Annotated in this window: 18 protein-coding genes and 1 tRNA gene; 2 read left to right on the top strand and 17 right to left on the bottom strand. The window is 71.4% G+C overall.

Translation table 11 applies throughout. From position 1 onward, the window contains the following. Positions 1–119: 119 nt before the first annotated feature. Positions 120–1,901: a DEAD/DEAH box helicase gene (locus ACH4SP_RS41825; RefSeq protein ID WP_398423634.1), complete on the bottom strand. Its 1,782-nt coding sequence runs from the start codon at positions 1,899–1,901 to the stop codon at positions 120–122. A gap of 363 nt (positions 1,902–2,264) precedes the next feature. Continuing rightward, a complete protein-coding gene (locus ACH4SP_RS41820; protein ID WP_398423632.1) occupies positions 2,265–3,746 on the bottom strand; it encodes an MFS transporter in 1,482 nt (493 codons plus the stop codon). 581 nt (positions 3,747–4,327) lie between these two features. Here ACH4SP_RS41820 and ACH4SP_RS41815 point away from each other — a divergent pair. Then, positions 4,328–4,402, top strand: a tRNA-Cys gene (locus tag ACH4SP_RS41815). Between the two features lie 146 nt (positions 4,403–4,548). On the opposite strand, the gene ACH4SP_RS41810 is transcribed toward ACH4SP_RS41815, so the two are convergent. The 11 genes from ACH4SP_RS41810 to ACH4SP_RS41760 all read right to left on the bottom strand — a co-directional run bounded on the left by ACH4SP_RS41810 (position 4,549) and on the right by ACH4SP_RS41760 (position 19,397). Beyond that, complete coding sequence (locus tag ACH4SP_RS41810; protein WP_398423630.1) at positions 4,549–5,724, bottom strand: lactonase family protein; 1,176 nt, start codon at positions 5,722–5,724, stop codon at positions 4,549–4,551. A 443-nt stretch (positions 5,725–6,167) separates the two neighbouring features. Next, positions 6,168–6,722, bottom strand: a complete 555-nt coding sequence (locus tag ACH4SP_RS41805; protein WP_398423628.1) for an AAA family ATPase — start codon at positions 6,720–6,722, stop codon at positions 6,168–6,170. Between the two features lie 167 nt (positions 6,723–6,889). Beyond that, entirely contained in the window at positions 6,890–9,193 is a 2,304-nt protein-coding gene (locus ACH4SP_RS41800) for a xanthine dehydrogenase family protein molybdopterin-binding subunit (protein ID WP_398423626.1), read from the bottom strand. Then, the gene (locus ACH4SP_RS41795; protein ID WP_398423624.1) at positions 9,190–11,595 is read right to left on the bottom strand and encodes a 2Fe-2S iron-sulfur cluster-binding protein; all 2,406 of its coding nucleotides are present in this window, start codon (positions 11,593–11,595) and stop codon (positions 9,190–9,192) included. The genes ACH4SP_RS41800 and ACH4SP_RS41795 overlap by 4 nt, the downstream gene beginning before the upstream one ends. Then, positions 11,592–12,485, bottom strand: a complete 894-nt coding sequence (locus ACH4SP_RS41790) for an FAD binding domain-containing protein (protein ID WP_398423622.1) — start codon at positions 12,483–12,485, stop codon at positions 11,592–11,594. Before ACH4SP_RS41790 ends, ACH4SP_RS41795 begins: the two co-directional genes overlap by 4 nt. Positions 12,486–12,881: 396 nt before the next feature. Beyond that, the gene (locus tag ACH4SP_RS41785; RefSeq protein WP_398423620.1) at positions 12,882–14,537 is read right to left on the bottom strand and encodes a beta-N-acetylhexosaminidase; all 1,656 of its coding nucleotides are present in this window, start codon (positions 14,535–14,537) and stop codon (positions 12,882–12,884) included. Beyond that, positions 14,537–15,322 (bottom strand): carbohydrate ABC transporter permease, encoded by a 786-nt coding sequence (locus ACH4SP_RS41780; RefSeq protein ID WP_398423732.1) that lies wholly within the window; start codon positions 15,320–15,322, stop codon positions 14,537–14,539. Before ACH4SP_RS41780 ends, ACH4SP_RS41785 begins: the two co-directional genes overlap by 1 nt. A 128-nt stretch (positions 15,323–15,450) precedes the next feature. Further along, complete coding sequence (locus tag ACH4SP_RS41775; protein WP_398423618.1) at positions 15,451–16,425, bottom strand: carbohydrate ABC transporter permease; 975 nt, start codon at positions 16,423–16,425, stop codon at positions 15,451–15,453. Between the two features lie 316 nt (positions 16,426–16,741). Further along, entirely contained in the window at positions 16,742–18,052 is a 1,311-nt protein-coding gene (locus tag ACH4SP_RS41770; protein WP_398423616.1) for an extracellular solute-binding protein, read from the bottom strand. Between the two features lie 306 nt (positions 18,053–18,358). Beyond that, positions 18,359–18,658, bottom strand: a complete 300-nt coding sequence (locus ACH4SP_RS41765) for a DUF3039 domain-containing protein (RefSeq protein WP_185031735.1) — start codon at positions 18,656–18,658, stop codon at positions 18,359–18,361. Between the two features lie 142 nt (positions 18,659–18,800). Then, positions 18,801–19,397 carry a YqgE/AlgH family protein gene (locus ACH4SP_RS41760; protein WP_398423614.1) on the bottom strand — a complete coding sequence of 199 codons (597 nt, stop codon included), beginning with the start codon at positions 19,395–19,397 and terminating at the stop codon, positions 18,801–18,803. A 265-nt stretch (positions 19,398–19,662) separates the two neighbouring features. Between ACH4SP_RS41760 and murA the strand changes: the two genes are divergently transcribed. Further along, entirely contained in the window at positions 19,663–21,003 is a 1,341-nt protein-coding gene (gene murA, locus ACH4SP_RS41755) for a UDP-N-acetylglucosamine 1-carboxyvinyltransferase (protein WP_398423612.1), read from the top strand. Positions 21,004–21,090: 87 nt separating this feature from the next. On the opposite strand, the gene ACH4SP_RS41750 is transcribed toward murA, so the two are convergent. The 4 genes from ACH4SP_RS41750 to ACH4SP_RS41735 form a co-directional block, all read right to left on the bottom strand. Further along, positions 21,091–22,596, bottom strand: coding sequence for a hypothetical protein (locus tag ACH4SP_RS41750; RefSeq protein ID WP_398423610.1), 1,506 nt, complete (start codon positions 22,594–22,596; stop codon positions 21,091–21,093). A 1,113-nt stretch (positions 22,597–23,709) separates the two neighbouring features. After that, positions 23,710–24,834: an ABC transporter ATP-binding protein gene (locus tag ACH4SP_RS41745; RefSeq protein WP_398423608.1), complete on the bottom strand. Its 1,125-nt coding sequence runs from the start codon at positions 24,832–24,834 to the stop codon at positions 23,710–23,712. Continuing rightward, entirely contained in the window at positions 24,834–25,706 is an 873-nt protein-coding gene (locus tag ACH4SP_RS41740; protein ID WP_398423606.1) for an ABC transporter permease, read from the bottom strand. The genes ACH4SP_RS41745 and ACH4SP_RS41740 overlap by 1 nt, the downstream gene beginning before the upstream one ends. Beyond that, positions 25,703–26,662, bottom strand: coding sequence for an ABC transporter permease (locus ACH4SP_RS41735; protein WP_398423604.1), 960 nt, complete (start codon positions 26,660–26,662; stop codon positions 25,703–25,705). Before ACH4SP_RS41735 ends, ACH4SP_RS41740 begins: the two co-directional genes overlap by 4 nt. Between the last annotated feature and the right edge of the window lies 1 nt (position 26,663).

Raw genomic sequence — 26,663 nt, 5'->3', positions numbered from 1 at the left:
CTGGGCCACCTGAACCCACTGGCCCCACTGAACCCACGGGCCTCACGGCAGCCACCGCAGGCTGCGGGTGTCAGTGCCTCAGCGCGCGGAGGCACCCGGCCGACCCACCCCTCGGACGCTCACCGCATCCGGGTGGCCCACTCCTGCACCTTCTTGATCCGCTCCTTGAGCTGCCCGGCCGTCGCCTCGGCGCTCGGCGGCCCGCCGCAGACCCGCCGCAGTTCGGTGTGGATGACACCGTGCGGCTTGCCGCTCTGGTGGACGTACGCCCCGACCATCGTGTTCAGCGACTTGCGCAGCTCCAGCAGCTGCTTGTGGGTGACGACCGGCCGGGCCTCGGCGGCCTTCTCCAGCAGGTCGGCCTCGGCGGCCGGCTTCTGGCGGCTGTGCGCGATCTGCCGGGTCTGCCGCTTCTGGAGCAGTAGCTGCACCTGGTCCGGCTCAAGCAGTCCGGGGATCCCCAGGTAGTCCTGCTCCTCCTCGCTGCCCGGGTGCGCCTGCATTCCGAACTCGGCGCCGTCGTACAGCACCCGGTCGAAGACCGCGTCGGACTCCAGCGCCTCGAACGGCAGTTGGTCCTCGGTCTCCTCGTCCTCCAGCCGCTCCGCGTCGGCGAGGAGCTTGTCCTCCTCGGAGAACGGGTTCTCCTCCTCGCTGCCCTTCTTGGGCTTGTCAAGGACGTGGTCCCGCTCGACCTCCATCTCGTTCGCGAAGTCGAGCAGCATCGGGATCGTCGGCACGAACACCGAAGCCGTCTCGCCCCTGCGCCGCGAACGTACGAAACGTCCGACGGCCTGCGCGAAGAACAGCGGGGTCGAGATCGTCGTCGCGTACACGCCGACCGCGAGGCGCGGCACGTCGACGCCCTCCGACACCATGCGCACCGCGACCATCCAGCGGGATTCGTCCGCCGCGAACTGGTCGATCTTCTTCGACGCCGCCTTCTCGTCGGAGAGCACGACGGTCGCCTTCTGCCCGGTGACCCTCTTCAGGATCTTGGCGTACTCGCGGGCCGAGTCCTGATCGGTCGCGATCACCAGGCCACCGGCATCCGGAATCCCCTTCCGGACCTCGGTCAGCCGCTTGTCGGCGGCGGCCAGCACGTTCGGGATCCACTCGCCGGTGGGCGCGAGCGCCGTCCGCCAGGCCTGCCCGATCGCGTCCTTGGTCATCGGCTCGCCGAGCCGTGCCGCGATCTCGTCACCGGCCTTGGTGCGCCACCGCATGTTGCCGCTGTAGCTGAGGAAGATCACGGGCCGGACGACGCCGTCCGCCAGGGCGTTGCCGTATCCGTAGGTGTAGTCGGCCGAGGAGCGCCGGATCCCGTCGTTCCCCTCCGCGTACTCCACGAAGGGAATCGGATTGGTGTCCGACCGGAAGGGCGTACCGGTCAGGGCCAGCCGACGGGTCGCCGGGTCGAACGCCTCCTGGCAGGCCTCGCCCCACGACTTCGAGTCACCGGCGTGGTGGATCTCGTCGAGGATCACCAGGGTCTTGCGCTGCTCGCACCGGTTGCGGTGCAGCATCGGCCGTACGCCGACACCTGCGTACGTCACCGCGACGCCCTGGTACTCCTTGCTCAGCGGTCCCGCGCTGTACTCCGGGTCGAGCTTGATCCCTACCCGTGCGGCGGCTTCCGCCCACTGCTTCTTCAGGTGCTCGGTGGGGGCGACCACCGTGATCTGCTGAACCACATGGTGGTGCAGCAGCCACGAGGCGAGCGTCAGCGCGAAGGTCGTCTTGCCGGCGCCGGGCGTCGCCACCGCGAGGAAGTCGCGCGGCTGGTCCTGGATGTACTTCTCCAGCGCCCCCTGCTGCCAGGCTCGCAGCTTGTTGGCGGTACCCCAGGGGGCACGGCCGGGGAAGGCGGGTGAGAGGTGGTGGGAGGCGGTAGTAGTCACGGTCTCCGGTCGCAGCGTCGGGTACGTGGCAGCTGTCGCGGAGAATGACCGGGGCACGGCCCGGTCCCGTACGACAACCGGGCCACCTTACCGGCGCCCCGACCGGAACGCGCGGTGAGCACGTCCGGCCGGGCCGTGGGTGGGACTCAACTCACAGTCCTCACACGGACCTCACGGGCATGCCCCGAAGGTGCCGCACACCCGATCGGCCCCGGAGCCCGGAGCCCGTGAGCCCGGAGCCCGTGAACCGTGAACCCGCCGGGACCTGGCGCGGAACCCGGGAGCCCGGGAACCCAGGAGCTCAGGAGCCGAGGAGCCGAGGAGCCTGCCGGGACCTGGTCCGGACCCCGCCCGGTCGCGCCCCTACGCCTCCCGCTCCCGCAGCCGCGTGGCCACCCAGGCCCCCACCAGCGCCACGCCTGCCATCGGCAGGAACACCGCCGCGAACGCCGCCGGGTGGGAACCGCCGCCCGCGCCCACTCCCGTCGAGTGCGCCGCGACCGTGCCTCCGCCGAGAGCCGCGAAGACCGCGCCGCCGATCGCCAGCAGCATCACGTTGGACAGACCGTCGGAGATCTGGAGGGCGGCCGAATTGGTGCCCGCCTCCTCCGGGGCGGAGAGCTTCAGCAGCAGGACGCTGGTCGAGGCGATGACCATGCCCATCCCGAAGCAGCCGAAGCCCCACGCGACGGCGACCACCCACACCGGCACGGACGGAATCAGTACGGTCGGCACCACCGCGATGGCCGCCGCCACCAGGACCATGCCGAAGGAGACCAGCCGCTCCCGGTACGGCTCCATGCGCGGGCGTGACTGGACGAACGAGCCGAACGCCCAGGTGCCGCCGCCGACCGCGAGCGACAGTCCCGCCATGGTCGGCGACAGCCCCCGCTCGGTGACCAGCATCAGCGGCACGAAGGACTCCGCCGCGATGAACGAACCTGCCGCGACCCCGCGCAGCAGCACCACCGACGGCAGCCCGCGCGCCGCCCGGTAGGTGCCCTTGGGCAGCAGCCCGAGCACCGCCGGCACCAGCAGGGCCGCACCCACCGCCGCGGGCAGCAGCGACAGCCACCGCAGGTCCTGGCCCGCGTACTGGAGGAGCCCTGCGCCCAACGAGATCCCCAGCGCCAGCCGGATCTGCTTGCCGTCAAAGGGCGGGACCGGCGCATCCGGGTCGGCAGGACCGCCTGCCATCCGCCGTATCGCGGGCAGGGCGAGTGCCAGCGGGAAGACCACCAGGGCCGGGATGCCGACGAACACCCAGCGCCAGCCGAGGCTCTCCGTGATCGCCCCGGACGCGAGCGGCCCGACCACCGACGGAACCACCCAGCTCGCCGCGAACGCCGCCAGGATCGCCGGGCGCAACCGCTCCGGATAGGCACGGCTGATCACCACGTACAGCGCGACGATCACCAGTCCGCCGCCCAGTCCCTGGACGGCCCTGCCGAGGATGAACAGCATCATCGTGCCCGCCGTGCCCGACAGCAGCAGACCGACGGCGAAGGCCGCGATCCCCGTGGTCAGCGGCGCGAGAGGGCCCCGCCGGTCGGCCCACTGACCGGACAGCACCATCGCGAAGAGGCTGGTGGTGAAGTACGCGGAGAACGCGAAGGCGTACAGGGGGATGCCGTGCAGTTCGCGTGCGGCGACCGGCATCGCCGTACCGACCGCCGTCGCCTCGAAGGCGATCAGCAGGACGACCGAGACAATGCCGATGCTCAGCGCCCGGTGCCTCTTGCCCAGCACCCCCTCGGGAGAAGGCTGGGGTTCGGACGAGGGCGGGGGCTCGGCGGATATGTCGGTCGGTGCGACATCGACGTCGCGTGGTCCCAGGGCGGTCATAGGCCCAGAGTAAGGGCCGTATCCCGGGTTGAACCCTGTCTCCGGGCGGTACCCGGCTCCGCCCTTGGTCGTACGACCGAAGCAGGATCAGTGCACGACAAAACCCGTGCTCAGGGCCAGGACGGGGCAGGTGTACGGCCATGCCGCGCCACCGCTCGTACGTCGGACGCCGCACTCTTCTACCGGGGGCCGGGTGCGGACGCCGCGGCCGGCAGGCGGTCCTGGCAAACCTGCGAGAGGTGCCCTGCCCGGTGCTCGTGGTGACGAGCGATCTGGACACGATCACAGGCGTTCTCGTGGGGAAACGGTCGCGGCTTCCTTTCCCCACGGCGAATGGCGGTGGCTTCCCGGGACGGGCGGGCCGCTGTCCGTGGACCGCAATCCGTGCGCGGACGATCCAGCCCCTCTCCGCGCAGTGGTGACCTCGTTCCTCGGAGCGCCGTGAACAGCGCCGTGAACAGCGCCGTGAACAGCGTTCTGTGAACGGGGTGTGGCAGTCCTATTGCGGCGCGCCCGGGGCCTTGAACGGGGCCCAATTCCGTTCTACCGTTCTGGAGTTGTCAAGGAACAAACAAGCACACGGCCGTGTGCCCGAATGGCTCAGGGGCTCGCCTGCAAAGCGAGTTACGTCGGTTCGATTCCGATCACGGCCTCCATTACCAGCCCTTTCCGCGCTGGCCACCGGTCTTTCCAGCGCCGCGTGCCGCACCACCTCCACCTCTCTTCCGCACGCAAATTCTGCGTACGGAAAAGATTAGGCGACGCCACTGACAATCGGCCGTCCGCGCATCAAATCCCCTGCTCAGAGCGGCAATACGCAAACCGGAATCGGCGCTTCGAGCGCCGGTCCTGCCGAGGTGAGCCGCCCCGTTCCCCGGTCCACGCGGAAGGTCGTGACCGACCCCGACTTCTGGTTCGCGGCGAACAGTAGCGTGCCCGCCGGGTCGAGCGTGATGTGCCTCGGGTACGAGCCGCCCGACGGCGTCACCGACCGGAGCCGCAACCGGGCGCCTCCGCGGCCGGCGGAGAAGACGGCGATGCTGTCGTGGCCTCGGTTGGAGACGTACACATGGCGCCCGTCGGCCGAAACGACCACTCCTGCCGGGTAGTTGCGCTCGCCGGGATCTGTCCCCGTCGGAAGTGTGGCCTGCGGTTCTCCCGGCTTCAGTGTGCCGGTGCGCGAGTCGTATCCGCAGACCACCAGCGTGTTGTCGAGTTCATTGACGAGGTACGCGTACTTCCCCGAGGGGTGGAGGGCCAGGTGCCGCGGCCCGGCACCGGGACGCGTCGCCGCCCGACCCACTTCCCGGAGTTGCCCCTTCCGCTCGTCCAGGCGGTAGGTGTGCACGGAGTCGGTGCCGAGGTCGACGGCGAGGATGTGGCGGCCTGCCGGATCCGTGACCACCATGTGCGCGTGCGGCCCCTCCTGCCGCTCCGGGTCGGGCCCGGAACCGGTGTGCCGGACGATGTCGGAGGCCTCGCCCAACGCGCCGTCACGCCCGATGGGATGTACGGCGATGCTGCCGCCCGTGTAGTTGGCGCTGAGCAGGAACCTTCCGCCGGGGTGCACCGACGCGTGGCACGGATCGGCCCCGCCGGTGGGACGGCTGCCCAGCACCTCCGGAGGCCGCCCCGCCCTCAACCGGACGGCGGTGACGGCCCCTTCGGCCTGCTCGTTGACGGCGTACAGCGTCCGCCGGTCGGGCGAGAGCGTGAGGTACGAGGGGTTCACGACCCCGTCGAGCACACCGGTCGCGACGATTCCGCCGCTGCCCTGCCGGTACGAGGCGAGGCCGATGCCGGTGCCACCGCCCGGATTCGTGGTGTACGTGCCTAGGAAGGCGGCGCGCGGTCCGGCCGGAGTCGGCGATGGCGCGGAACCCGGACCCGGAGCCGGACCCGGAGCCGGACCCGGAGCCGGACCCGGAGCCGGAGCCGGACCCGGAGCCGTTGCCGCGACCGAGCTCCCGGGCAGCACCGCCGCGGTGATTCCCGCACCTGCGAGAACGCCGAAAGCGCGGCGGCTCAGGCCTGCTTGAGCACCCCGGCCACCTGCGGACGCCCTTCGCGCCGTGCCTGCCTCAGGCGCACCCCGTACCTCATGGTCCCTGTCTGTCTCACGCGCCCCGCGCATTGCGTCCATGGAGTCCCACCCGCCTCTTGAGTCCCATCCGCCAGTCGTGTTGCGCCCGCATGGTGGCCTGGGCCGCCGTACGGGGGCAAGGGGGCGTGCCCCGGGGCTCGGCCGACGGGTGGAGATCCCCGATTGTCAGACCCGGCTGCCACACTCATTTCCACTCGCAGAATTCGCGTTCGCGAGTGATGCGGGTGAGCCGCCGCGGCGGCCGGTTCCTTGTGAACTGCATAGAGATGTCTGACTGCATGAGGTGCCCCGAAATCTGCGGGCGGCGCGGCAGCGCCCTACTGCCTGGCCTCGTCCAGCCGCGCAATGATCTCGTCGACGGTGCGCTGCGGAGTCTGACCGGAGGAGTCCAGCCACAGCCCTCTCTTCGGAGTCTCCTCGCGCATGGCCCGGTCCAGGACCTCGGGAGTCCAACCGCCGCCGTATCCGGTCTTCGCCCGACCCTCGTCGCGGACGGCGAGGGTCTGAGGGTCGGGGGCGAGCACGACGACGTACATCGGCCTGGTGCGCACCAGGCCGATGTACTCGTCCAGGTCCTTGCCGATGACGATGTCCTGCACGACCGCGGTGAAGCCCTCGGCCGCGTACGCATCGGCGGTGCCGGCGGAGAGCCGGTGGCGCAGCCGCAGTTGGGCCAGCGCGTCCTCGCCCGCGCCTGGCGCCATCTCCGCCCGCCCGGACACGACCATGCGCCGGAAGACGTCACCGCGGACGTGGGCGGCGCGGGGCAGGCGCTCGGCGAGCGCCTGGGCAATGGTGGACTTCCCGGCCGCCATCGCTCCGGTCACGAGCACGACGGCGGAGTCCAGTTCTGCAATCTTGGAGTCGACCATGAAAGGAACCGTACGCAGAACTGCCGTACGCAGCTCGCGAGTTTCGCCCTACGGGCTCGCCGTTCAAGGCCTGCGGCGCGAAGGGCCTGCGATGCCGGGCCTGTAGCGCACGGGCCTCCCCGCCGGCCCCGGGAAGCCGGCCGGGCTCCCCGGGTCGGGGCCCGGGTTCAGGGGTTGCTCACCGCTGCCTGCGGCCTGATCGGCAGCCTGTTGATCGGGCGTCCGGTGGCCGCCCGCACCGCCGACGCCACCGCCGCGGGCGAGGTGACGACCGGTACCGCGCTCGCCGGCTTGGCGCCGAAGGGGGCGACCACGTCGCGCTCCTCGACGAGCTTGACGATGCGGATGTCCGGGGCGTCCAGGGCCGTCGGCAGGGCGTAGTGCGTCAGGTCGGGGTGGCGGACCAGGCCGCGCGGGGTGCGGAGGTTCTCCGTCAGGGCTGCGCCGACGCCCTGGGTGACACCGGCCTCGATACGGGCGGCGAGCTGCGCCGGGTTGAGGATGCGGCCGACGTCCTGGGCGACCGCCATCTCCACGACCCGGATCGAGCCCAGTTCGATGTCGACGTCCACGACCGCGCGGACGGCACAGAAGGCGAGTCCGACGAAGGCGTCGCCCTGCCCGCTTTCGTCCAGGGGCTCGGTGGGGTGCGGGCGGCACTGGGCGGTGGCCCACAGTTCCTTGCCGTCCATGGCCTCGGTGACGGTGGTGCTCAGGACACCGTCGTACGAGGTGATCTTGCCGTCGGCGATGGAGAGCAGCTCGGTGGACATGCCGAACTTGTGCGCCAGCGGCTGGAGGAGCTGGGTGCGGACCATCTTCGCGGCCCGCTCGACCGCACCGCCCGAGACCCAGGTGTGGCGGCCGTGGGTGGCCGGACCCGCCGGGGGCTGATCGGTGTCGACGGAAGCCACGTGCACCTCGTCGATGCCCAGGGTCTCCTGGACGATCTGGCGGGCGAGCGTCGAGAAGCCCTGGCCGGTCTCGACGGCGGCGCAGATGACGGTGGCGACGCCGTCGTGGACCTTCACGGTGGCGGTGGAGACCTCGTCGGTACCCTCAGCGCCAAGCATGTGCACCATGCCCAGGGCGTAGCCGACGCCGCGGCGCACGGCGCTCGGTTCGCCTGCACCCTCGGGGCCTCCGGGCAGCAGCCAGCCCTCCTCAGGGGAGTCCTTGGGGAGAGTGGGCAGCGGGAAGTCCCGTACGGCGCGCAGGAGTTCGGCGACCGGGGCCGGGCAGGTAACGGTCTGGCCGGTGGGCAGGAGGTCACCGGTGGCCATGACGTTGCGCATGCGCAGTTCGGCCGGTTCCAGGCCGAGCTTGGCGGCGAGCTTGTCCATCTGGCCCTCGTACGCGGCGCAGACCTGGAGGGCACCCTCGCCCCGGACGTGGCCGGAAGGGGGGTTGTTGGTACGGACGGCCCAGCCCTCGACGAAGGCGTGCGGGACGACGTAGGGGCCGCACGCGAAGGAGACGGCGGCGGCGAGGGACTCGGACGAGGCGTCGGCGTACGCGCCCGCGTCGAGCAGGATCTGTGCCTCGACCTTGACCAGGCGGCCCTCGGCGTCCGCGTGGTGGCGGTAGCGCAACAGGGTCGGGTGGCGGTGGGCGTGGCCGAGGAAGGACTCCTCGCGGGTCGCGGCGAGCTTGACCGGGCAGCCCGTACGCAACGCCAGCAGGCCGAGCGGGAGTTGGAAGCCCGCGTCCTCGCGGTCGCCGGTGGCACCGGGCACGCCGGTGACGACGATCTTCACGCGCTCGCGTTCCAGGCCGAAGCTGGCGGCGGCCAGGTCGCGGTCGGTGTGCGGATCAGTGGAGGCGGTGTAGATCTCGACGCCGCCGTCCGGGCGGGGCACGGCGAGGCCAGCCTCGGCGCCGATGGGGGCGGGGTCCTGGCGGCCGATCCGGTAGAGGCCCTCGACGACGACCTCGCCGGTGATCTCGGGGTCGCCGAAGCTGAGCGGGATGTGCCGGATCAGGTTGCCGTCGGGATGCAGGGGTTCGGCAGCGAAGGCCTTCTCGGGGTCGGTGACCGGTTCGAGGATCTCGTACTCGACGGCGATCGCGGCAGCCGCCAGCCGGGCGGTGTCGGGGTGGTCGGCGGCGACGGCGGCGATCGGCTCGCCGTGGTGGCGGGCCAGGTCGGAGGCGAACACCGGGCGGTCGACGATCTTGCGGCCGTAGTGCGGGTCACCGGGGACGTCGGCGTGGGTGACGACGGCGCGGACTCCCGGCATCGCGACCGCGGCGCTGGTGTCGACGGAGAGGATGCGGGCGTGCGCGTGCGGGGAGCGCAGGATCGCGGCCCACAGCAGGCCCTCGGCCCACAGGTCGGCCGCGTAGGGAAAGGTGCCCTCGGTCTTGGCGCGCGCGTCGGACGCGGGGAGCGAGGCGCCGAGGCCGTGGGCGGGCGGTTCCTGCTGCGTGCCGCCGACCGCTGCGGTCGCGGTGGCCGCGTCGTTGCTCACGCCATGCCTCCGTCGTGCGGGTGCTGAAAGGTCTGCTGGGCACTGCCCGCGCCGGGGGGCGCCTGGTGCGGGATGCGGGGCTCGTCGGTGGTGTGGCCGGTGGCAGCGGCCTCGGCGCTGGCCTCGCGCTCGGTGACGACGTCACGCACGGCTTCGAGTACGCCCCGGTAGCCGGAGCAGCGGCAGAGATTGCCGCACAGGGCCTGCCGGGTCTCCAGCTCGGTCGGCGCGTGGTTGCCTTCGAGCAGGTCGTGGACGGTCATCGCCATACCCGGGATGCAGAAGCCGCACTGCACCGCGCCGCAGTTGGCCAGGGCGCGCTGGACGTCGGAGGGCTCGCCGTCGGTGGCCAGTCCTTCGACCGTACGGACCTCGGAGCCGGCGGTCGTGGCGGCGGGCACCAGGCAGGAGGCGACGAGTCGGCCGTCGACCTGGACGGCGCAGGCGCCGCACTCTCCCTGGGAGCAGCCGTCCTTGGCTCCGGCGAGGCCGAGGCGTTCGCGCAGCACGTAGAGGAGCGACTCGCCGATCCAGGCTTCGGTGACGGGCCGGTCGGCGCCGTTGACCCGCAACACGTAGGAGGCGTGCGGGTGTTCGCTGGGCTCGTTGTGGAAGAAGTGGGCGGGCTCGTGCGGGGCGGCGTAGGACGGTTCGATACCGGCTTCCGGGGCATACCCGGCGACGGGGTCGGTGCCGGGCGCGGCCGGGGCTCCGGACTCTGCTGCTCCGGCTTCTGTTGCTCCGGCTTCTGTTACTCCGGCCTCCGCCGCTGTTCCCGGTTCTGCGGCCGCGTCGGGCCCGGCCTCAGCCTCGGGCGCCGTCTCGGGCTCGGGATCGCGCTCAGCCTCGGGCCCGGCAGTTACGTCGGCGTCCGCTTCGGCCACGAGGGTGTCCGGGGCCGGGGCGTCCGGGGCCGGCGCCTCGGTGGTTCCGATTGCCACGGAAGCCACGGAAGCCGCGGAAGCTACAGATGCCTCGGGTGTGGAGGCGGGGTCGACATCGAGATCGGGGCCGGCGGGGGCGGAGTCCGGCTCCGTGGCCGGTGGCGCGGTCTCCTGGCCGTCCTCGCTCCCCTGGTCGGCCTGGCTGTCCCTGTTGTCCTGGCTGCTGACGCTGCTGGCCCGGCTGTCCTGCGTACCGTCGTCGGCCGGGGCGGTTCCGGCGACCGCTGCGGGTGCACCCGGACCGTCTTCCGGGCCTGCGACCAGGAGGGACTCGGCAGTGAGGCCGTGCCCGGCCTCCGTACCCGAGGCCGAACCCGAGTCCGTACCTGCGTCGGCATCTGCGCCGGCATCTGCGACAGCTTCGGCGCCGGGTGCTTCCTCGGCATCAGGGGTGAGTGCGGGCTCGGCCGGCGGCGCGTCGGCCGACGGCTCCTGCGGGACAGCGGCGGGCGGAGCCGCAGCGGTCCGCATTCCCGGGATTGCCCAGGGTGCGGGGGCGCCGCCCGGCAGGGTCGCCGGAGCTCCCGGGGCGTGCCAGGGCGCCGCCGGGGTGGCGGGGAACTCGCCGGAGTCGTCCGGGGCTTCCTCGTCGGCGGGCGGCATCGTCCACTGCCCGGTGGGCAGGCCGGAGTCCGGGCCGAAGGAGCTTGCCGGGCCGGCGGCCGGGGCCGGAGCGGGAGCAGGCGCGGGAGACGGGGCGGGAGACGGGGCGGTGTCGAAGGCCTCGGTGAAGTTCCACTGGCTGGTGGCGCCCGCGTCGTGGCCAGCGACCGGCCAGCCCGCCGACGGCCCGTGGGACTGCGGCTGATGCGACTGATGCGACTCGTGCGACTCATGCGGCTGGTCGGGCTGCAGCTGATGCGACGGCAACCCGTGCAGCGGCGACCCGTGCGACTGCGACTCGTGGGGCTGTGACCCGTGCGACTGCGACCCGTGCAGCTGCTGCTCGTGGGACGGGAACGGCTGATGTCCGTGCGGCTGCGGCTGATGCGGCTGCTGCGTCTCGTGGAACTGCGGCTGGAAGGCCTGGGGGTCCTGGTGGAGGTGGACGTTCCAGGTTCCGGTCTCCAAGGGAGCCGAGATGTGCGGCGGAACGTAGTCGTGGCCGGGCGCGGCCAGCGGGTCGCCGGTGCCGGAGAGGTCGAAACCCTCGGGGAGTTGGACGAACGCCGTGGCGTCGGCGTCGTACTCACCGCTCTGCGGCGTCGGCTGCCAGCCGGCCGACGCGGGTCCCACTGCCGGGCCGACCTCGTGACGGTGCCCTGCGTGATCGGCAATACCGGGGAGATCGGCAATACCGGGGAGCGCAGCGCTGCCGGGGTGATCGGCAATGCCCGGGTGATCGGCGTTCCCAATGTGGTCGGGGTTGCCCATGTGGTCGGGGCTGCCCGTGTGGTCGGGGTTGCCCATGTGGTCGGGGTTGCCGATGTGGTCGGGGTGCTCGGTGTTGTCGGTCACGAGAGTGCCCTCCCCAGTGCTCGTCGGGCCAGCGCGGCGACTGTGCGCCGCAGGTGCAGTACGGCGGGGGGCAGCGACTGCGGCTCTTCCCCCTCGGCCGGCTGGGGCGGGTCCGGGATGCAGGCGGCGGCGACGTACTCGCCGAAGGCCTCGCAGGCTTCCGGGGCCAGGCGGCGCTCTCCGTCCCAGTCGATCAGCGAGGCGATCCAGGCCTCGGCCTCCAGCGGGCGCAGCGGCATCTGTGCGATGGCACCCACCGCGCAGCGCACTCCGCGTCGTGCCGGGTCGAGGACCAGGGCGACCGAGGCCGTCGCGCGGCCGGGGCCGGTGCGGCCGGTGGCCTTGAAGAAGACCTGCGGCGCGTGCAGCAGCGGTACCCGCACGAAGGCGATGAGCTCGCCGGGCTCCAGCATCGCGCGCCCCGCGAGGAGATGGGACACCGGAAGGTCGCGCTGTCCTCCGGGGCCCGCGACGACCAGGGTCGCTTCGAGGGCGGCCAGCACCGGCAGGGAGTCGCCGGTCGGGGCGGCGGTGACGATGTTGCCGCCGAGCGTCCCCGCGTTGCGGATCTGTGGCGGGCCCGCCGCGCGGGCGGCGGCGGCGAGGGCAGGGATGAGCGCCGCGAAGTCGGGGCGGCCCATGCGGGCGTGGGTGAGGCCGGCGCCGAGGAGGGCGTGTCCGTCCTGGTACTGCCAGCCGCGGATCTCGCTGATCCGGCCGAGGCCGACGAGGCCGGAGGGCCTGAGGTGCCCGGAGTTCACGGCGGCCATCAAGTCGGTGCCGCCCGCGACGGGCACGGCGGCGGGCATGGCGGTGAGTGCCGCCACGGCCTCGTCGATCGAGGCAGGCAGCGTCACGGACTGCGCCGCCTGCGGTGCGTGCGTGGTCAACCCAGCTGCCCCTTCCCGGTGTCCCGCCTTGTTGCGCCGTACGGTACGTGCTCCCGGCCCGGACGTGGCAACTCTGGCACATCTTCGGATCCGCCCGACGCGAGGGTCCGCCATGGGACTTCTCGCCCGGGTCAGGGCATGGATCCAGTTTCGTCCCTCATCCCCGAAATCCCGGAAATCGGCGAAATCCCGTAAATTGGCGATGCGGTGTGGATGAGGCGTGAATGACCGTCTTGGGGCATTTCAGGGCGCTGGGGGATTGTCGTACGGCTGGTTGTTCAGGCGGTCGTACGACTGGGTGTTCAGGCGGTCGCACGGCTGACGACGTGCGACCGCCCCAGCCCGGGGAAACGGTCCCGGGGCCGGGGCGGCGCCGCGCGGATCCCACCGCCCGGCTCACACGTTTGGGGGCGACCCCTCGATCGGGCGTCCGATCACCCCGGGGCGCCGCTGATGCGGCTGCGGCCCGCCCGGCGGTCGGTAGTCGACACCGAGGGCGTCGAGCCGTCCGTAGTGGGCGGTCATTCGCGACTCGAAAGCAGCGAAGTCCCGTGCGGCGGGGGCGGGCAGAGCCGACCAGGCGACCTCGGCGAAGGCGGCGAGGCGGGGAAAGACCTGGTAGTCGACGCGGCCGCGGTTCTCCATGACCTCGGTCCAGACGTTGGCCTGGGTGCCGAGGACATGGCGGGCCTCCTCGGCCGAGAGCTCCGGCGGTACGGGCTCGAAGCGGTAGACGTCCTCCAGCGTGCGGACGTACCCGATGGGCATCGGCTCGTCGGGGCCGCCGTGCTGACGGTGGTCCAGGTACACCTGCTGCTCGGGGCACATGACGACGTCGTGGCCGGCCTTGGCGGCGGCGATGCCGCCCGCGTAGCCCCGCCAGGAGGAGACCGCGGCGCCGGGGGCTAGGCCGCCCTCCAGGATCTCGTCCCAGCCGATCAGCCGGCGGCCGCGGTCGGCGAGCCAGCTGTCGAAGTGCCCGACGAACCACGACTGGAGCTCGTCCTCGCCCGCCAGGCCGAGTTCCTCGATGCGGGCCTGTGCGGTCGGGGACTTCTTCCACTGGTCCTTGGGGGCCTCGTCGCCGCCGATGTGCACGAAGCGGGACGGGAAGAGGTCGAGGACCTCCTCGAAGACCTCCTCGTAGAAGCGCAGTACGTGATCGGTCGGGGCGAGGATGTTGGGGTTGACGCCCCAGGTGTCCCAGACGCCCAGCGAGGTCGTGTCGACGACATCGGTGTTGCCGAGTTCCGGATAGGCGGCGATGGCGGCCTGGGAGTGGCCCGGGATCTCGATCTCGGGGACGACGGTGATGTGGCGGGCGGCGGCGTACGCGACGATCTCGCGGATGTCGTCCTGGGTGTAGAAGCCGCCGTGCGGGGTGTCGTTCCACAACTCGGACGCCCGGTGCCCCCACTTGGAGCGGGGCCGCCAGGAGCCGACCTCGGTGAGGCGGGGGTGGCGCTTGATCTCGATGCGCCAGCCCTGGTCGTCGGTGAGGTGGAAGTGGAAGACGTTCAGCTTGTGCGCGGCGAGCAGGTCGAGGTAGCGCAGGACGTCGTTCTTGGGCATGAAGTGCCGGGCGACGTCGAGCATGAGGCCGCGCCAGCCGAAGCGGGGCGCGTCGTCGATCACCTGGTGGGCGATGCCCCACCGTGTGGGGCCGGCCGAGACGGGCGCACTGCGGAACGCCTCGGGACCGAGCAGCTGGCGCAAGGTCTGGGCCGCCCAGAAGAGGCCCGCTTCGGTGCCTCCCCGCAGTTCGACGCCCCGGCCGTCGGCCACGCTGATCCGGTACGCCTCCGCGGCCAGGGTGTCGTCGAGCAGCAGCCGCACCGCCGCGCCGTCGGCTTCCGCCGCGGGCGCCAGTGGCAGGCCGAGCACGGAGCCGAGCGTGGCGCGCAGCCACCGTGCGGTGGACTCCGTACCGGTTCCTGCGTACAGGACCGACGCCTCGTCCAGCCACTCCGTGCCCGGGTGAGGGCCGTCCACGGCCACCGGGGCCGGAATCAGGTTCGTCACTTTTGCCTCCAACAGTCCGTCGGTTTCCATCAGTCCTTGACCGCTCCGCCCAGCCCCGAGACCAGGCGCCGTTGTACGAGTACGAAGAAGACCAGTACCGGGATGGTCATCACCGTCGACGCAGCCATGATCCCTCCCCAGTCGTTCTCGTCGGGTTTGAAGAAGACCAGCAGCGCCATCGGCAGCGTCGACTGCGCGGTGTCGCTGATGATGAAGGTCTTCGCGAACAGGAAGTCGTTCCAGGTCGAGATGAACGAGAAGACGCTCGTCGCGACCAGCCCCGGGAAGACCAGCGGGAAGAGGATCTGCCACAGGAAGCGGGTACGGCTCGCCCCGTCGATGTAGGCCGCCTCCTCCAGCGCCTCCGGCACCGCCTTCACGAACCCCCGCAGCATCCACACCGCGAACGGCAGTGAGAAGGCGAGGTGCGGCAGGATCAGCGCGCCCAGCGTGTTCAGCTGACCGAAGTCCCGCATCAGGAAGAACAGCGGGATGCTCAGCGCCTCCACCGGCACCATCTGCGCCACCAGGAACATGATCAGCAGCGTGGTGCGGAACTTGAACCGGAACCGGGTCACCGCCGTCGCCGCCAGGAACGCGATCAGTGCCGAGAGCACCACCACGGATCCCGCGACCAGCAGGCTGTTGAGGAAGTACCGCCCGAAGTCCTGCTGTTCGAAGACCCGCCGGAAGGAGTCCAGGGACGGGGCCAGGGTCCAGGGCCTGGCCTCCGTGGACTGGATCTCCCCGGCCGGCTTGAAGGCGGAGAGCACCATCCAGTAGAGCGGGAAGGCGACCGCGACGGCGATCAGCAGCGCGGAGGCCTCCGCCGCGAGCCGCCACGGACGGCGTACCCGGAAGCGGGACCTCGACCGGGACTGGGAGCGGGACCGGGAGCGCCCGGTCGATTCCGTACCGGAACGCCCGGACACATCAAGAGCACTCACAGCTCTTCCCCCTGACGTCGCATCAGCCGCAGGTACACGAGCGTCACCGCCAGCAGGATCAGCAGCATCACCACCCCGATCGCCGAGCCGAGGCTGTACTGCGACGAGGCGAAGGCCTGTTGGTAGGCGTACACGTTCAGCACCAGGTTCTGGCCGGCGATGCCGCCGCCGTTGGTCATGACGTAGATCTGGGTGAAGACCTTGAAGTCCCAGATGATCGACTGGATCGTCACGACCACCAGGATCGGGCGCAGCATCGGCGCCATGACGGACCGCCAGGTCCGCCACTGCGAAGCCCCGTCCAGCGACGCCGCCTCCAGCACCTCCCCCGGGATCGCCCGGATCCCGGCGTACACCGTGACCATCACGAACGGGAAGGAGCACCACACCACTTCGAGCAGTACGAGCGCGAAGGCGCTGAAGCGGCCGTACGTCCAGGAGAAGTCGCCAAGCCCGAGCAGCCGGTTGACCGGCCCGAAGTCGGGGTCGAAGAGGAACACCCAGACCGTGGAGCCGGTGACCGCGGGCGTCGCCCACGCCCCGAGCGCCGCGAGCATCAGCGCGAGCCGGGGCAGCGCCCGTATCCGCGTCAGCAGTACGGCCAGCGCGCAGCCGACCGCGAGCGTGGTGACGACACAGGCCGCAGCGAAGCCGACGGTCGCGGCGAGCACCTGCCAGAACTGCTCGTCGGCGAACAGGTCGGTGTAGTTGCCCAATCCCCGGAAGGAGGTCGGCTCACCACCGCTGACCTGGGCCTGGGTGTACTCCAGGAAGGAGATCAGGCCGAGTTGGTAGATCGGGTAGAGGAGGAGCGCGGCGAGGACGACGAGCGCGGGGGCGAGGTAGAGCCAGGGCGTCCACCCGCCCCGGGAGCTCGGCGATCCACCCTTGCCGCGCCGCGGAGGCTTGGCGGCAGCCGCACCCTCCGCCCGGGGCGCGGCCTCCCGGGTCTTCAGCGGCACGGAACTCACACCGCCACCCCCCGCGCCCGCACAGACTCGAAGCCCGCGCCGCCGTACCCCCGAGCCCGCGCAGGCTCGAAGCCCCCGCCGCCGTACCCCCGGACCCGCGCAGACTCGAAGCCCACACCACCGTGCTCCCGCGCCCGCGCACACACCAACGAGCCCGTACCACCGCACCCCCGGACCCGAACAAGCACGAAGCCCGCGCCGCCGCGCCCTCGCACCTGCGCCTGCCCCCACGTCTGCGCCTGCGCCTGCCCCCACGCCCGCACCCGCACGCGGGCCCGCGCCCGCGCCCGCGTCCCCGCAGCTACCTGTACGTGACTCACTTCGCCGACGCCCCGAACGCCTCGTCCATCTTCTTCGCCGCCTCGTCGGACGCCGCCGTCACGTCCTTCTTGCCGCTGACGATCTGCTGGAACATCGTCGGAAGTACGAGCGAGGCGTCGATCTTGCCCCAACCCGGCGACGCGGGAACGAACTTGGTGCCCGCGGCCAGCGTCTTCACGAACGGCGCCACGTACGGCTTCCTCTTCGCCGCCGCCGCACGCACGTCCCCGTACGTCGGCAGGAAGCCCATCGCGTCGAAGAGCTCGCCCTGCGTCTTCTTCGCCGTCAGGGACTTCATCAGGTCGACGGCGAGCGTGCGGTGCGAACTGCTCTTCAGGACACCGATGTTGTTGCCGCCGGCGAAGGCGGGAGCCACCGAGCCCTTCTCGACGCCGGGCAGCGGCACCACCGCGTACTTGCCCTTCGCCTTGCCCGCCTCGACGGCCGCATGGCTGAAGTCGCCGCCGATCGCCATCGCGGCCTTGCCCGCGGCGAACGCCGTGATGGTGTCGTTGCCGCCCATCTCGGCGCACTTGGCGGCGGGGCAGTTGTCGTCACCGAAGAGCGAGGTGTACGCGGTGATGCCCTTGCGGGACGCCTCGCTGTTGATGGCCGACTTGTACGAGGAGCCGCTGCCGGTGGCGAGTTCACCGCCGTTGGCCCACACGAACGGCATCGCCCCGTAGGTGTACGCACCGCCGACCGCGAGCCCGTACAGCCCCGGCTTCGCCTTGTGCAGCGCCTTCGCGGCGGTGATCAACTCGGCCTGGGTGGTGGGGACTTCGACCCCGGCTTCCTTCAGTACGTCCGTACGGTAGTACAGCGCGCGCACGCCCACGAAGAGCGGCGCCCCGTACACCTTCCCGTCGACGGTGACGGACTGCTTGGCCGTCGGGTCGGCGTCCTTCGCCTCGTCCCACGCCGCGAACTCGGCGCTGACGTCGGCGAGTCCGCCGTCCTTGACGTATCCGGCCGTGTCGGTGTTGCCGTACTCGATGACGTCCGGTGCGCTCTTCGGGTCGTTGAAGGCGGCCTTGATGCGCTGGGCGCGAGTGTCGACGGGTATGTACTCGACCTCGACCTTCGCGCCCGCATGGGCCTTCTCGAAGGCCGCGACGGCGCGCTCGACGACCTGCTCCTTGGGCTTGTTGGCGACCTCCTGGAACAGCCAGACGCGGAGCGTTCCGCTCTTCTCGTCCTCCTTGGCACCGCCGCCGGAGGTCTGCGGGGCGCAGGCGGAGGCGGCCAGCACGGAGGAGAGGACAAGTGCCGCTGCGGGCAGGGAAGTTCGGGCGATGCGCTTCATGTACGTGAACCCCTGTCGAGTGAGCGCACGTTGCATCATGTGCAACGGACGTTTCGTACTGCACAACACAACAGGCAGGAGACTAGAGCGCGCCCTCACTGCGGACAAGACCCGAACGCGAAACGGCACCAAGGGCACACGGAGGAGCGCACGAAGAGGCACCCGAAGGGGCACGCCGAGGCACCCATGAAGAAGCACACGAGAAAGCACACGAAAACGGCCCCCGCAGCACGCCGAAGCGCACCGCGGGGGCCGTCCCCAAGATCGGACGAACACGCCGGACCCGAAAGGACCCGGCCTCAAGAGCTACTTCTTGTCGCCCTTGCCGTCCTTACCGCCCTTGCCACCCTTGTCGCCGAGAGACTCGAAGATCTCCTTGCACATCGGGCAGACCGGGTACTTCTTCGGGTCGCGCCCCGGCACCCACACCTTGCCGCAGAGCGCCACGACGGGAGTGCCCTCCAGGGCACTCGCCATGATCTTGTCCTTCTGGACGTAATGGGCGTACCGCTCGTGGTCCCCGTCGCCGCGCGACGTCTGAGGAACCGGCTCTACAAGTGTCCCCGTACCTGCCCCGCGCTCGGGCTCGGGCTCAAGAGTGCTCATACGAGCCAAGGGTACAAGGCCCCTCGCGCCCCGGTCCTTCCCAGCACCGCCGAGGTCCTTCCCGGTTCGACGCGAGGCCCCTCCTGGTCCCATCAGGTCCAATTGGATCCAACTAGGTCCGACTAGGTCCAACTAGGTCCGACTAGTTCAACGAAGGATCGTCCGGATACGTCGCAATCATCGCCAGCCCGCTCCGCTGCCTCCGCAGCACCGCCCGCCAGAGCCCCTCCGGCTCCGGCGAGGACACGTCCCCCGGCTCCGACTCCACCACGTACCAGGCCCCGTCGGTCAGCTCGTCCTCCAGTTGGCCCGGACCCCATCCCGCGTACCCGGCGAAGATGCGCAGCGATCCGAGGGCGGCGGCCAGCAGCTCCGGCGGCGCGTCCAGGTCCACCAGCCCGATCGCGCCGTGCACCCGCCGCCACCCGATGGGGCATCCCCTGCCCGAGCGCAGCCGAGAGCTTGGGGAAGGATCCGCACCCGGGACCACCGCCACGCCCAACGCCGAGTCCATCGACACGGGACCGCCCCGGAAGACCACCCCGGGCGCACCGGCCAGCTCCGCCCACGGGGCGAGGATCTGGTCGACGCCCACCGCCGTCGGCCGGTTCAGCACCACGCCGAGCGAGCCCGCGTCGTCGTGGTCGATCAGCAGTACGACCGCACGGTCGAAGTTCGGGTCCGCGAGTGCCGGGGTCGCCACCAGCAGCCGCCCTGTGAGCGAGGACACCTCCGTCATGCGCCACATGATCCCGCAGATTCGCTCTCCGCGGGGAGTCCGTGACAGCCGGAAAAGGTCCGCAGCTCAGGGCGCACGGCAGCAGTGGGAGCGCGCAGCACGCAGCACAAACGGACCGTAACCCTCCGGTGATGGCCGTCGGACAGAGCGTGTTGTGGCGAATTCATGACGTACGTCCACCCCGTTCGACCACACGGAACGGGGCCATCGGCCCATTACCCTTTGCTCTTGGCCCCCTGTCCGACGATTCCGGAACGCGAGATACATGACCGGCACAGACGATGTACTGCTTGTCCACGGCGGCACCCCGCTGGAGGGCGAGATCCGCGTCCGCGGCGCCAAGAACCTCGTGCCCAAGGCAATGGTCGCGGCGCTCCTCGGCAGCGGGCCGAGCAGACTGCGCAATGTGCCCGACATCCGCGACGTGCGCGTCGTACGCGGGCTGCTCCAGCTGCACGGCGTGACGGTCCGCCCCGGCGACGAGCCGGGCGAGCTGATCATGGACCCCTCGCACGTCGAGTCCGCGAACGTCGCCGACATCGACGCGCACGCGGGTTCCTCGCGCATCCCGATCCTGTTCTGCGGCCCGCTGCTGCACCGCCTGGGACACGCGTTCATCCCGGGTCTGGGCGGCTGCGACATCGGCGGCCGGCCGATCGACTTCCACTTCGAGGTGCTGCGGCAGTTCGGCGCGACCATCGAGAAGCGGGAGGACGGCCAGTACCTGGAGGCTCCGCAGCGGCTGCGCGGCTGCAAGATCCGCCTGCCGTACCCCTCGGTCGGCTCGACCGAGCAGGTGCTGCTCACCGCCGTCCTCGCCGAGGGCGTCACCGAGCTGTCCAACGCGGCCGTCGAGCCGGAGATCGAAGACCTGATCTGCGTCCTGCAGAAAATGGGCGCGATCATCTCGATGGACACCGACCGCACGATCCGCGTCACCGGCGTGGACAAGCTGGACGGCTACACGCACCGCGCGCTCCCGGACCGCCTCGAAGCGGCCTCCTGGGCGTCCGCCGCGCTGGCCACCGAGGGCAACATCTACGTGCGCGGCGCCCAGCAGCGCTCGATGATGACCTTCCTCAACACCTACCGCAAGGTCGGCGGCGCCTTCGAGATCGACGACGAGGGCATCCGCTTCTGGCACCCGGGCGGCGCGCTCAAGTCGATCGCGCTGGAGACCGATGTCCACCCCGGCTTCCAGACCGACTGGCAGCAGCCGCTGGTCGTCGCCCTCACCCAGGCCACCGGCCTGTCGATCGTCCACGAGACGGTCTACGAGTCGCGCCTCGGATTCACCTCCGCGCTCAACCAGATGGGCGCGCAGATCCAGCTCTACCGCGAGTGCCTGGGCGGCTCCAACTGCCGCTTCGGCCAGCGCAACTTCCTGCACTCGGCGGTCGTCTCGGGCCCGACCAAGCTCCAGGGCGCCGACCTGGTCATCCCCGACCTGCGCGGCGGCTTCTCGTACCTGATCGCGGCCCTCGCCGCCCAGGGCACGAGCCGTGTGCACGGCATCGACCTGATCAACCGCGGCTACGAGAACTTCATGGAGAAGCTCGAAAAGCTCGGCGCGAAGGTCGAACTGCCGGGCGGCGCGCTCGTCTAGCGACGGCGCTCGACAGCACTTCCGTACGTCCTCGGGGGCGGCCACCGTGAGCACGGTGGCCGCCCCCGGGCGCGTGGAGCACCCTGCTCAGCGCCCGTAGTTCACGGTGTCCGTGCCCGGCAGTTGCAGGCTGCCGCGCGTCTCGTAGCTGCACCCGGTGTACGTGTAGCCCGCCTGGATCCGCTGGCCGTAGGCCGAGTTGCTCTTCCGCCCGCCCTCCGCCGCCTTGTAGAGCAGGTGGTACGTGCCGGCCGGGAGCAGCAGCCTGCCCTTCGGGTACGATTTTCGGCCATCCTTGCAGGCCTTTCCCTTCGCCGCCTGCGTGCTCGGGTACGCGGTGCAGCCCGCGCACCCGGGGATCGTGAGGCTCCCGGTGATCGGCCCCGTGTAGAGGATGACCGTCGCCGTCGGCGCGTCGTTGCTGACGACGACCGGCATCCGGTCCCCGCCCGGCGTCCCCGTCGGCGGCAGCCGGTCGCCCGCCGCCGGCCGTTCCGCGGCGATCTCCGCCGCGATGGCGATGGTGCGGGCACGGGCCGCGTTGCCGCTGTTCCTGTACGTGGCGGCGAAGTCGGCCATCGTCGTACGGGCCGCCGAGAACTTCCGGTCCCGGAACTGGTCGAGGCCGCAGGACCAGACGCCCGACTCGACCGCCGCGTTCGCGTCGTTGCGCAGGGTGGTGGCCGCGGAGCCGGGGAGCCCGCCCGCGGTGGTGCCGATCTTCCGCAGCTCCTCGGTGACCGGGCAGGGGTCGCTGCCGCTCAGCGCCTTCGTACGGTCGGCGATCCGGGCGCGGATGCCGGGTTCGACCTTCCCGGCCTGCTCGGACTCGGGGAACGTCCGCATCAGCTCGCCGAGTTCACCGCCCGCAGAGGCCGCCACTCCGAGTCCCCGCATCCCGCACTCGTACAGCGAGACGGCGAGCGGCCGGTCCGGCCACCCCGCCAGCTTCCCGAGCACCCCCTCGTCGATCTGACCGGGAACGGTGCGCAGGTACGTCAACGGCCGTACAGCCGCGCAGTGTTCGCCCTGTCCGTACGGGGCGGAGACCGCCTTGTAGTACGCGTCGAGCCGGTCAGGCACGAGCTTCGCCGCCCTGGACTCCGCGTGCTCGCCCACGAGTTGGCGGTACTTGACCAGGGCCGTCCGGTAGTCCTTCTCCCCCGCGGCGAAGTCGCGCCCCTTCGCCCGCGCCACGTCCCGGTCCGCCTCGGCGAGCCGCCCGAGCAGCATCTTCTCGACGGCCTCGTGCTGCGCCCCGCGGTAGACGACCGCCCCACCGGCAGGCACGGCCAGCAGCACCACCCCGAGCAGCACGGCCAGTTGGGGACGCAGGGGCAGCGGCCGTCGCGCCCGGAACCCCTGCCGCGCCCCGTCGAGAGCGGCCAGCACCAGCAGGACGGCATACCCGACGACCAGCCACCCCGACGTGCCGTCCACATCGGCCGGCAGCACGAGCACCAGCAACGCGACGGTCGCCGCCAGGCACACGGCAGCAGGCACCCACTGCCGCAGCAGCACGTACCCGAGCCCGAGCCCGGAAAGATTCAGCAACCCGGCCCCGACGGCCCGCACCTCATCGGCCTCCGGCAACGGCCCAACGGTCGGCGGCTGCCCGGGCGGAGGCGGCGGTGGCTGCGGCGGAGGCGGCGGCGCCCCTCCGAAAACCCCACCGGCCGACCCGTACCCGGGAGGTCCGCCACTGGGAGGTCCACCACTGGAAAGACCGCCGCTGGGAGGACGGCTGCTGGGAGGACCGCTGCCGGGCCCGTACCCGGGAGGTCCACCGCCCGGAGGCCCGCCACCGGGCCCGTACCCGGGAGCCCCGCCGCCGGTAGGCCCACCACGGGGAAGCCCGCCACTGGGAGGCCCACTGCCCGGAGGTCCGCCTGCGGGAGCCCCACCGTGAGGAGAGGTCGCGCCCGTGGGAGCCCCACCGGGAGCCCCACCGTAGGCAGGCGCTCCACCGGGCGGCACTCCGGTATCGGGTTCTCCGTCAGGAGTCCCACCACCGGAAGGCCCCCCGTCAGGAGGCCCGCCCCCGGCAGGTCCCCAGCCGGAAGGCCCATGGCCCCATGGCTCACCCGCAGACGCACCGGCACCCGGAGCGGGAGCACGCCCCTCGCCCCCGGAAGGCGAAGGCCCGGACCCGGAAGGCGGTGGCGAAGGCGGTGGCGGAGACGGCGGCGGTCCGAAGGACCCCTCCGGCTGGCCCTGTTGGGCCGAGGGGCCCGACGGACCAGGCTGGCTCTGCTGGGCCGACGGGCCCGGCGCTTCCAACCGACCGTGCGCGTCCGGCCGTTCAGGCTGCCCCCGCGATCCTGACCCGTCCTCCGGGGCGCCTGGTTCCTGCACCGCCTGCCGGTCCTCCGGCCCTCGCGAATCCCGCACGCCCGGCCGGTCCTCCGGCTCGGATGCCTCCCGCGCCCCCGGCCGGTCCTCCGGTTCCCGCGGGTCGCGCCGTCCGGGCCGGTCCTCCGGTTCCCGTGGGTCCCGCCCGCCCGGTTGTCCCGGTTGGCCCGACTGTCCCTGCCGTCCCGCCGGATCCTGCCGGTCGTCCGCCCCCATGCCGCCCCCCGATCTAGCACGTAGCTCGGGTGCATGGGCGAAACTCACCGGCAGTACCGGCCCGCCCCACCCGGCTCCGCCCACGATCCGGCACCGTACGGGGGCCGTCAACGGCTGTGACGTCAGGACGCCCGAGCGTTACTTCCCCGCCGTGACCTCGACCTTCGCTCCCGCCCCCGACGCACCTTCCGTACGCGGCGAACGCTCCGACACCAGTACCGGGTTCTCGTGCGGCGTCACCACGCACCGCGCGCCCACGCCCAGCTCCGACGCCTCCCAACTCGGCAGGTCCGCCTTGAACTCGCCGCCCGCGTCGGCACGCAGCTGCAGCCGGGTCGTCGCCCCCAGGAAGGTCGCCACCTTGACGGTCGCCGCCACCCCGGAAGCCCCGTCCGCGTCCTCCGTACCCTCCGCCCGTACCGAGAAGCCCTCCGGCCGCAGCAGTACGTCGACCTCTGCCCCCGCCTTCGGCGAATCGCCGTGCACCGGCAGTCGGCGGCCGAAGAGCTCGACGACTCCGCCCTCGCGGACGACGCCCGGCAGCCTGTTCATCGTGCCGACGAACTCGGCGACGAACGGCGTCGCGGGCCGCTCGTACAACTCCGCGGGCGCGGCGCACTGTTCGAGCCGCCCGTCCTTCATCACGGCGACCCGGTCGGCCATGGAGAGGGCCTCCTCCTGGTCGTGCGTGACGAAGACCGTCGTGATGCCCAGCTCCAGCTGGATCCGCCGGATCTCCTCGCGCAGCGTGAGCCGCACCTTCGCGTCGAGCGCGGACAGCGGCTCGTCGAGGAGCAGCACCTTGGGCCGGACGGCGAGCGCCCGCGCCAGTGCGACGCGCTGCTGCTGGCCGCCGGACAGCTGGTGCGGGTAGTGGCCCTCTCGTCCCGGCAGCCCGACCAGTTCCAGCAACTCCCTTGCCCGGTCGTCACGTTCGGTGGCGGAGACACCCCGTACCCGCAGCCCGTACGCCACGTTCTGTGCGGCGGTCATGTTCGGGAAGAGGCTGTACGACTGGAAGACCATGCCGATGTCGCGGCGGTTCGCGGGCACCGAGGTGACGTCCTCACCGCCCATCAACAGCTCACCGCCGTCGGCGGTTTCGAAGCCCGCGATGATCCGCAGCGCGGTGGTCTTCCCGCACCCGGAGGGGCCGAGCAGTGCCACCATCTCTCCGGCCGCGATGTCCAGGTCGAGCCCGTCGAGTGCGACGGTCGCCCCGAACTCCCTTCGCAGGCCCCGTAGTTGTACGGCAACACTCATCAGACAACAGCCTTCTTCGAAGATTCACGGTCACGGTCACGACTACGGTCACGAGCACGGCCACGGGTACGGGCACGCGCCCGCCCTCCGGCCACGGTGGTGAGCAGGAGCAGCAGCCCCCAGGTGATCAGCAGGCTCAACATCGAGGCGGCGGCGGACAGTTGGGGTTCGGCGTCGCCGACCTCGACCATCCACACCGCGAACGGCGCGAAGCCGAGCACCGAGGCCACGGTGTACTCGCCGAGCACCATCGCCAGGCTGAGCACCGCCCCGCCGACCACCGCGGAACGCAGGTTGGGCAGGACGACCCGCAGCAGCGTCTGGGTGCGCGAGGCGCCCAGACTGCGCGAGGCCTCGACCAGGGTCCGCAGGTCAAGGGAGCGCAGCCCCGCGTCCAGCGAGCGGTGCAGGAACGGCAGTGACATCACCGTGTAGACCAGCACCAGGATCAGCGGGAAGTCCTTGTTCAGCAGCGCCTGGAAGGTCCCGTAGAGCGGGGTCGTCGCCAGGTCCTGCTGCCAGGACAGCACCGTGCTGACGCCCGCGACGAGCGCGATCGGCGGCACGACGAGCGGCATCATCGACAGCACGGACACAACGCCGCGCAGCTTCGGGAAGTACAGCGCGACGGCCACCGACGTCGGCACCATCAGGAGCAGCCCGAGGACGACCGTGGCCAGCCCGATCGTCACGGACAGCAGCAGGCTGCCGGCCATCCCCTCCGAGGTGAGCCCCCGGGTGTACGCGTCGAAGCTGATCCCGCCGCCGCTGTCGAGCGTGTACCAGAGCGCGGCCCCGATCGGTACGAGGAAGTAGAGCGCGGCCACCGACAGCACGGGGCCGCGGGACGTCAGGGCCGAACGCGACGTCATCCGAGCCATCGTGCACTCCTGCGCTGAAGCGGAATCTGGACGGCCATCACCACGAGGGCGATCACGACCATGTTGAGGCTCATCGCGAGCGCCAGGTTCTCCTGCCCGACGAGCACATTGCCGTTGAGCGCGTTCGAGATCTGGAGGGTGATCAGCGGTACCGAACTGCCGGTCATCACCGCCGCGGTGGCGTGCGAGGCGAAGGCGGTGCCGAACATCAGCACCGCTCCCCCGAGCAGCGCCGGGGTGAGAACCGGAATCCCGATGTGACGCCAGAACTGCCCCCGGGTGGCGCCGCAGGAAGCGGCCGCCTCCTGCCACTGCACCCGCAGCCCGTCGAGCGCGGGCAGCACGGTGACCACCATCAGCGGCACCATGAAGTACAGGTAGGCGAGCACGAGCCCGGTGAAGCTGTACAGGCTGAAGCCCGTCGACTGGAGCGAGAGCAGCTTGGTCAGCGTGCCCGTCGTGCCGAGCGTGGCGATGAACGCGAAGGCGAGCGGCGCCCCGCTGAAGTTGGCGAGCACACCGGAGGCGGAGACGACCAGCTTGCGCAGCGTCGGCCGCTTCGAGGTGACGACGGCCTGCGCGATCAGCGCCCCGAAGACGGTCGCGAGCAGCGCGCTGAACAGCGACAGCTTGACGCTGCCGACCAGCCCGGTCGCGTACGCCCCGGACAGCGAACCGGTCACGTTGGTGAGGCTGTAGGCGCTCTCGCCGGTGACCTGGTCGGTCACGACGAACGCGTTGTACGCCATGGTCCCGGCCGGCAGCCCGAAGCACACGGCCAGGAAGAGGAAGAACGGGAGGACCGCGGGCCACCGGTGCCTGCGCGCCCCCGCACGCCGGCCGCCCCCGGGGCGCACCGAACGTGCCGGACGTGCGGAGGTTGCCACTCCGTCTCCGGAGGCGACGGAAGCGGCGGGGGTGACGGGGGTGAGGACTTGTTCGGCCATG

Origin of the sequence: Streptomyces sp. NPDC021093 (assembly GCF_044333135.1) — a bacterium.
In the GTDB taxonomy this organism is placed as follows: Bacteria; Actinomycetota; Actinomycetes; order Streptomycetales; family Streptomycetaceae; genus Streptomyces.
The sequence above is the reverse complement of the archived record's forward strand: the minus strand, read 5'-3'. Positions and strand labels throughout refer to the sequence as shown.

Coding starts and splice junctions, on each gene's coding strand:
- ACH4SP_RS41820 (WP_398423632.1), bottom strand. CDS start 3,746: ATGACCGCCCTGGGACCACGCGACGTCGATGTCGCACCGACCGACATA.
- ACH4SP_RS41805 (WP_398423628.1), bottom strand. CDS start 6,722: ATGGTCGACTCCAAGATTGCAGAACTGGACTCCGCCGTCGTGCTCGTG.
- ACH4SP_RS41785 (WP_398423620.1), bottom strand. CDS start 14,537: ATGGAAACCGACGGACTGTTGGAGGCAAAAGTGACGAACCTGATTCCG.
- ACH4SP_RS41770 (WP_398423616.1), bottom strand. CDS start 18,052: ATGAAGCGCATCGCCCGAACTTCCCTGCCCGCAGCGGCACTTGTCCTC.
- ACH4SP_RS41765 (WP_185031735.1), bottom strand. CDS start 18,658: ATGAGCACTCTTGAGCCCGAGCCCGAGCGCGGGGCAGGTACGGGGACA.
- ACH4SP_RS41760 (WP_398423614.1), bottom strand. CDS start 19,397: ATGACGGAGGTGTCCTCGCTCACAGGGCGGCTGCTGGTGGCGACCCCG.
- murA (WP_398423612.1), top strand. CDS start 19,663: ATGACCGGCACAGACGATGTACTGCTTGTCCACGGCGGCACCCCGCTG.
- ACH4SP_RS41745 (WP_398423608.1), bottom strand. CDS start 24,834: ATGAGTGTTGCCGTACAACTACGGGGCCTGCGAAGGGAGTTCGGGGCG.
- ACH4SP_RS41740 (WP_398423606.1), bottom strand. CDS start 25,706: ATGACGTCGCGTTCGGCCCTGACGTCCCGCGGCCCCGTGCTGTCGGTG.
- ACH4SP_RS41735 (WP_398423604.1), bottom strand. CDS start 26,662: ATGGCCGAACAAGTCCTCACCCCCGTCACCCCCGCCGCTTCCGTCGCC.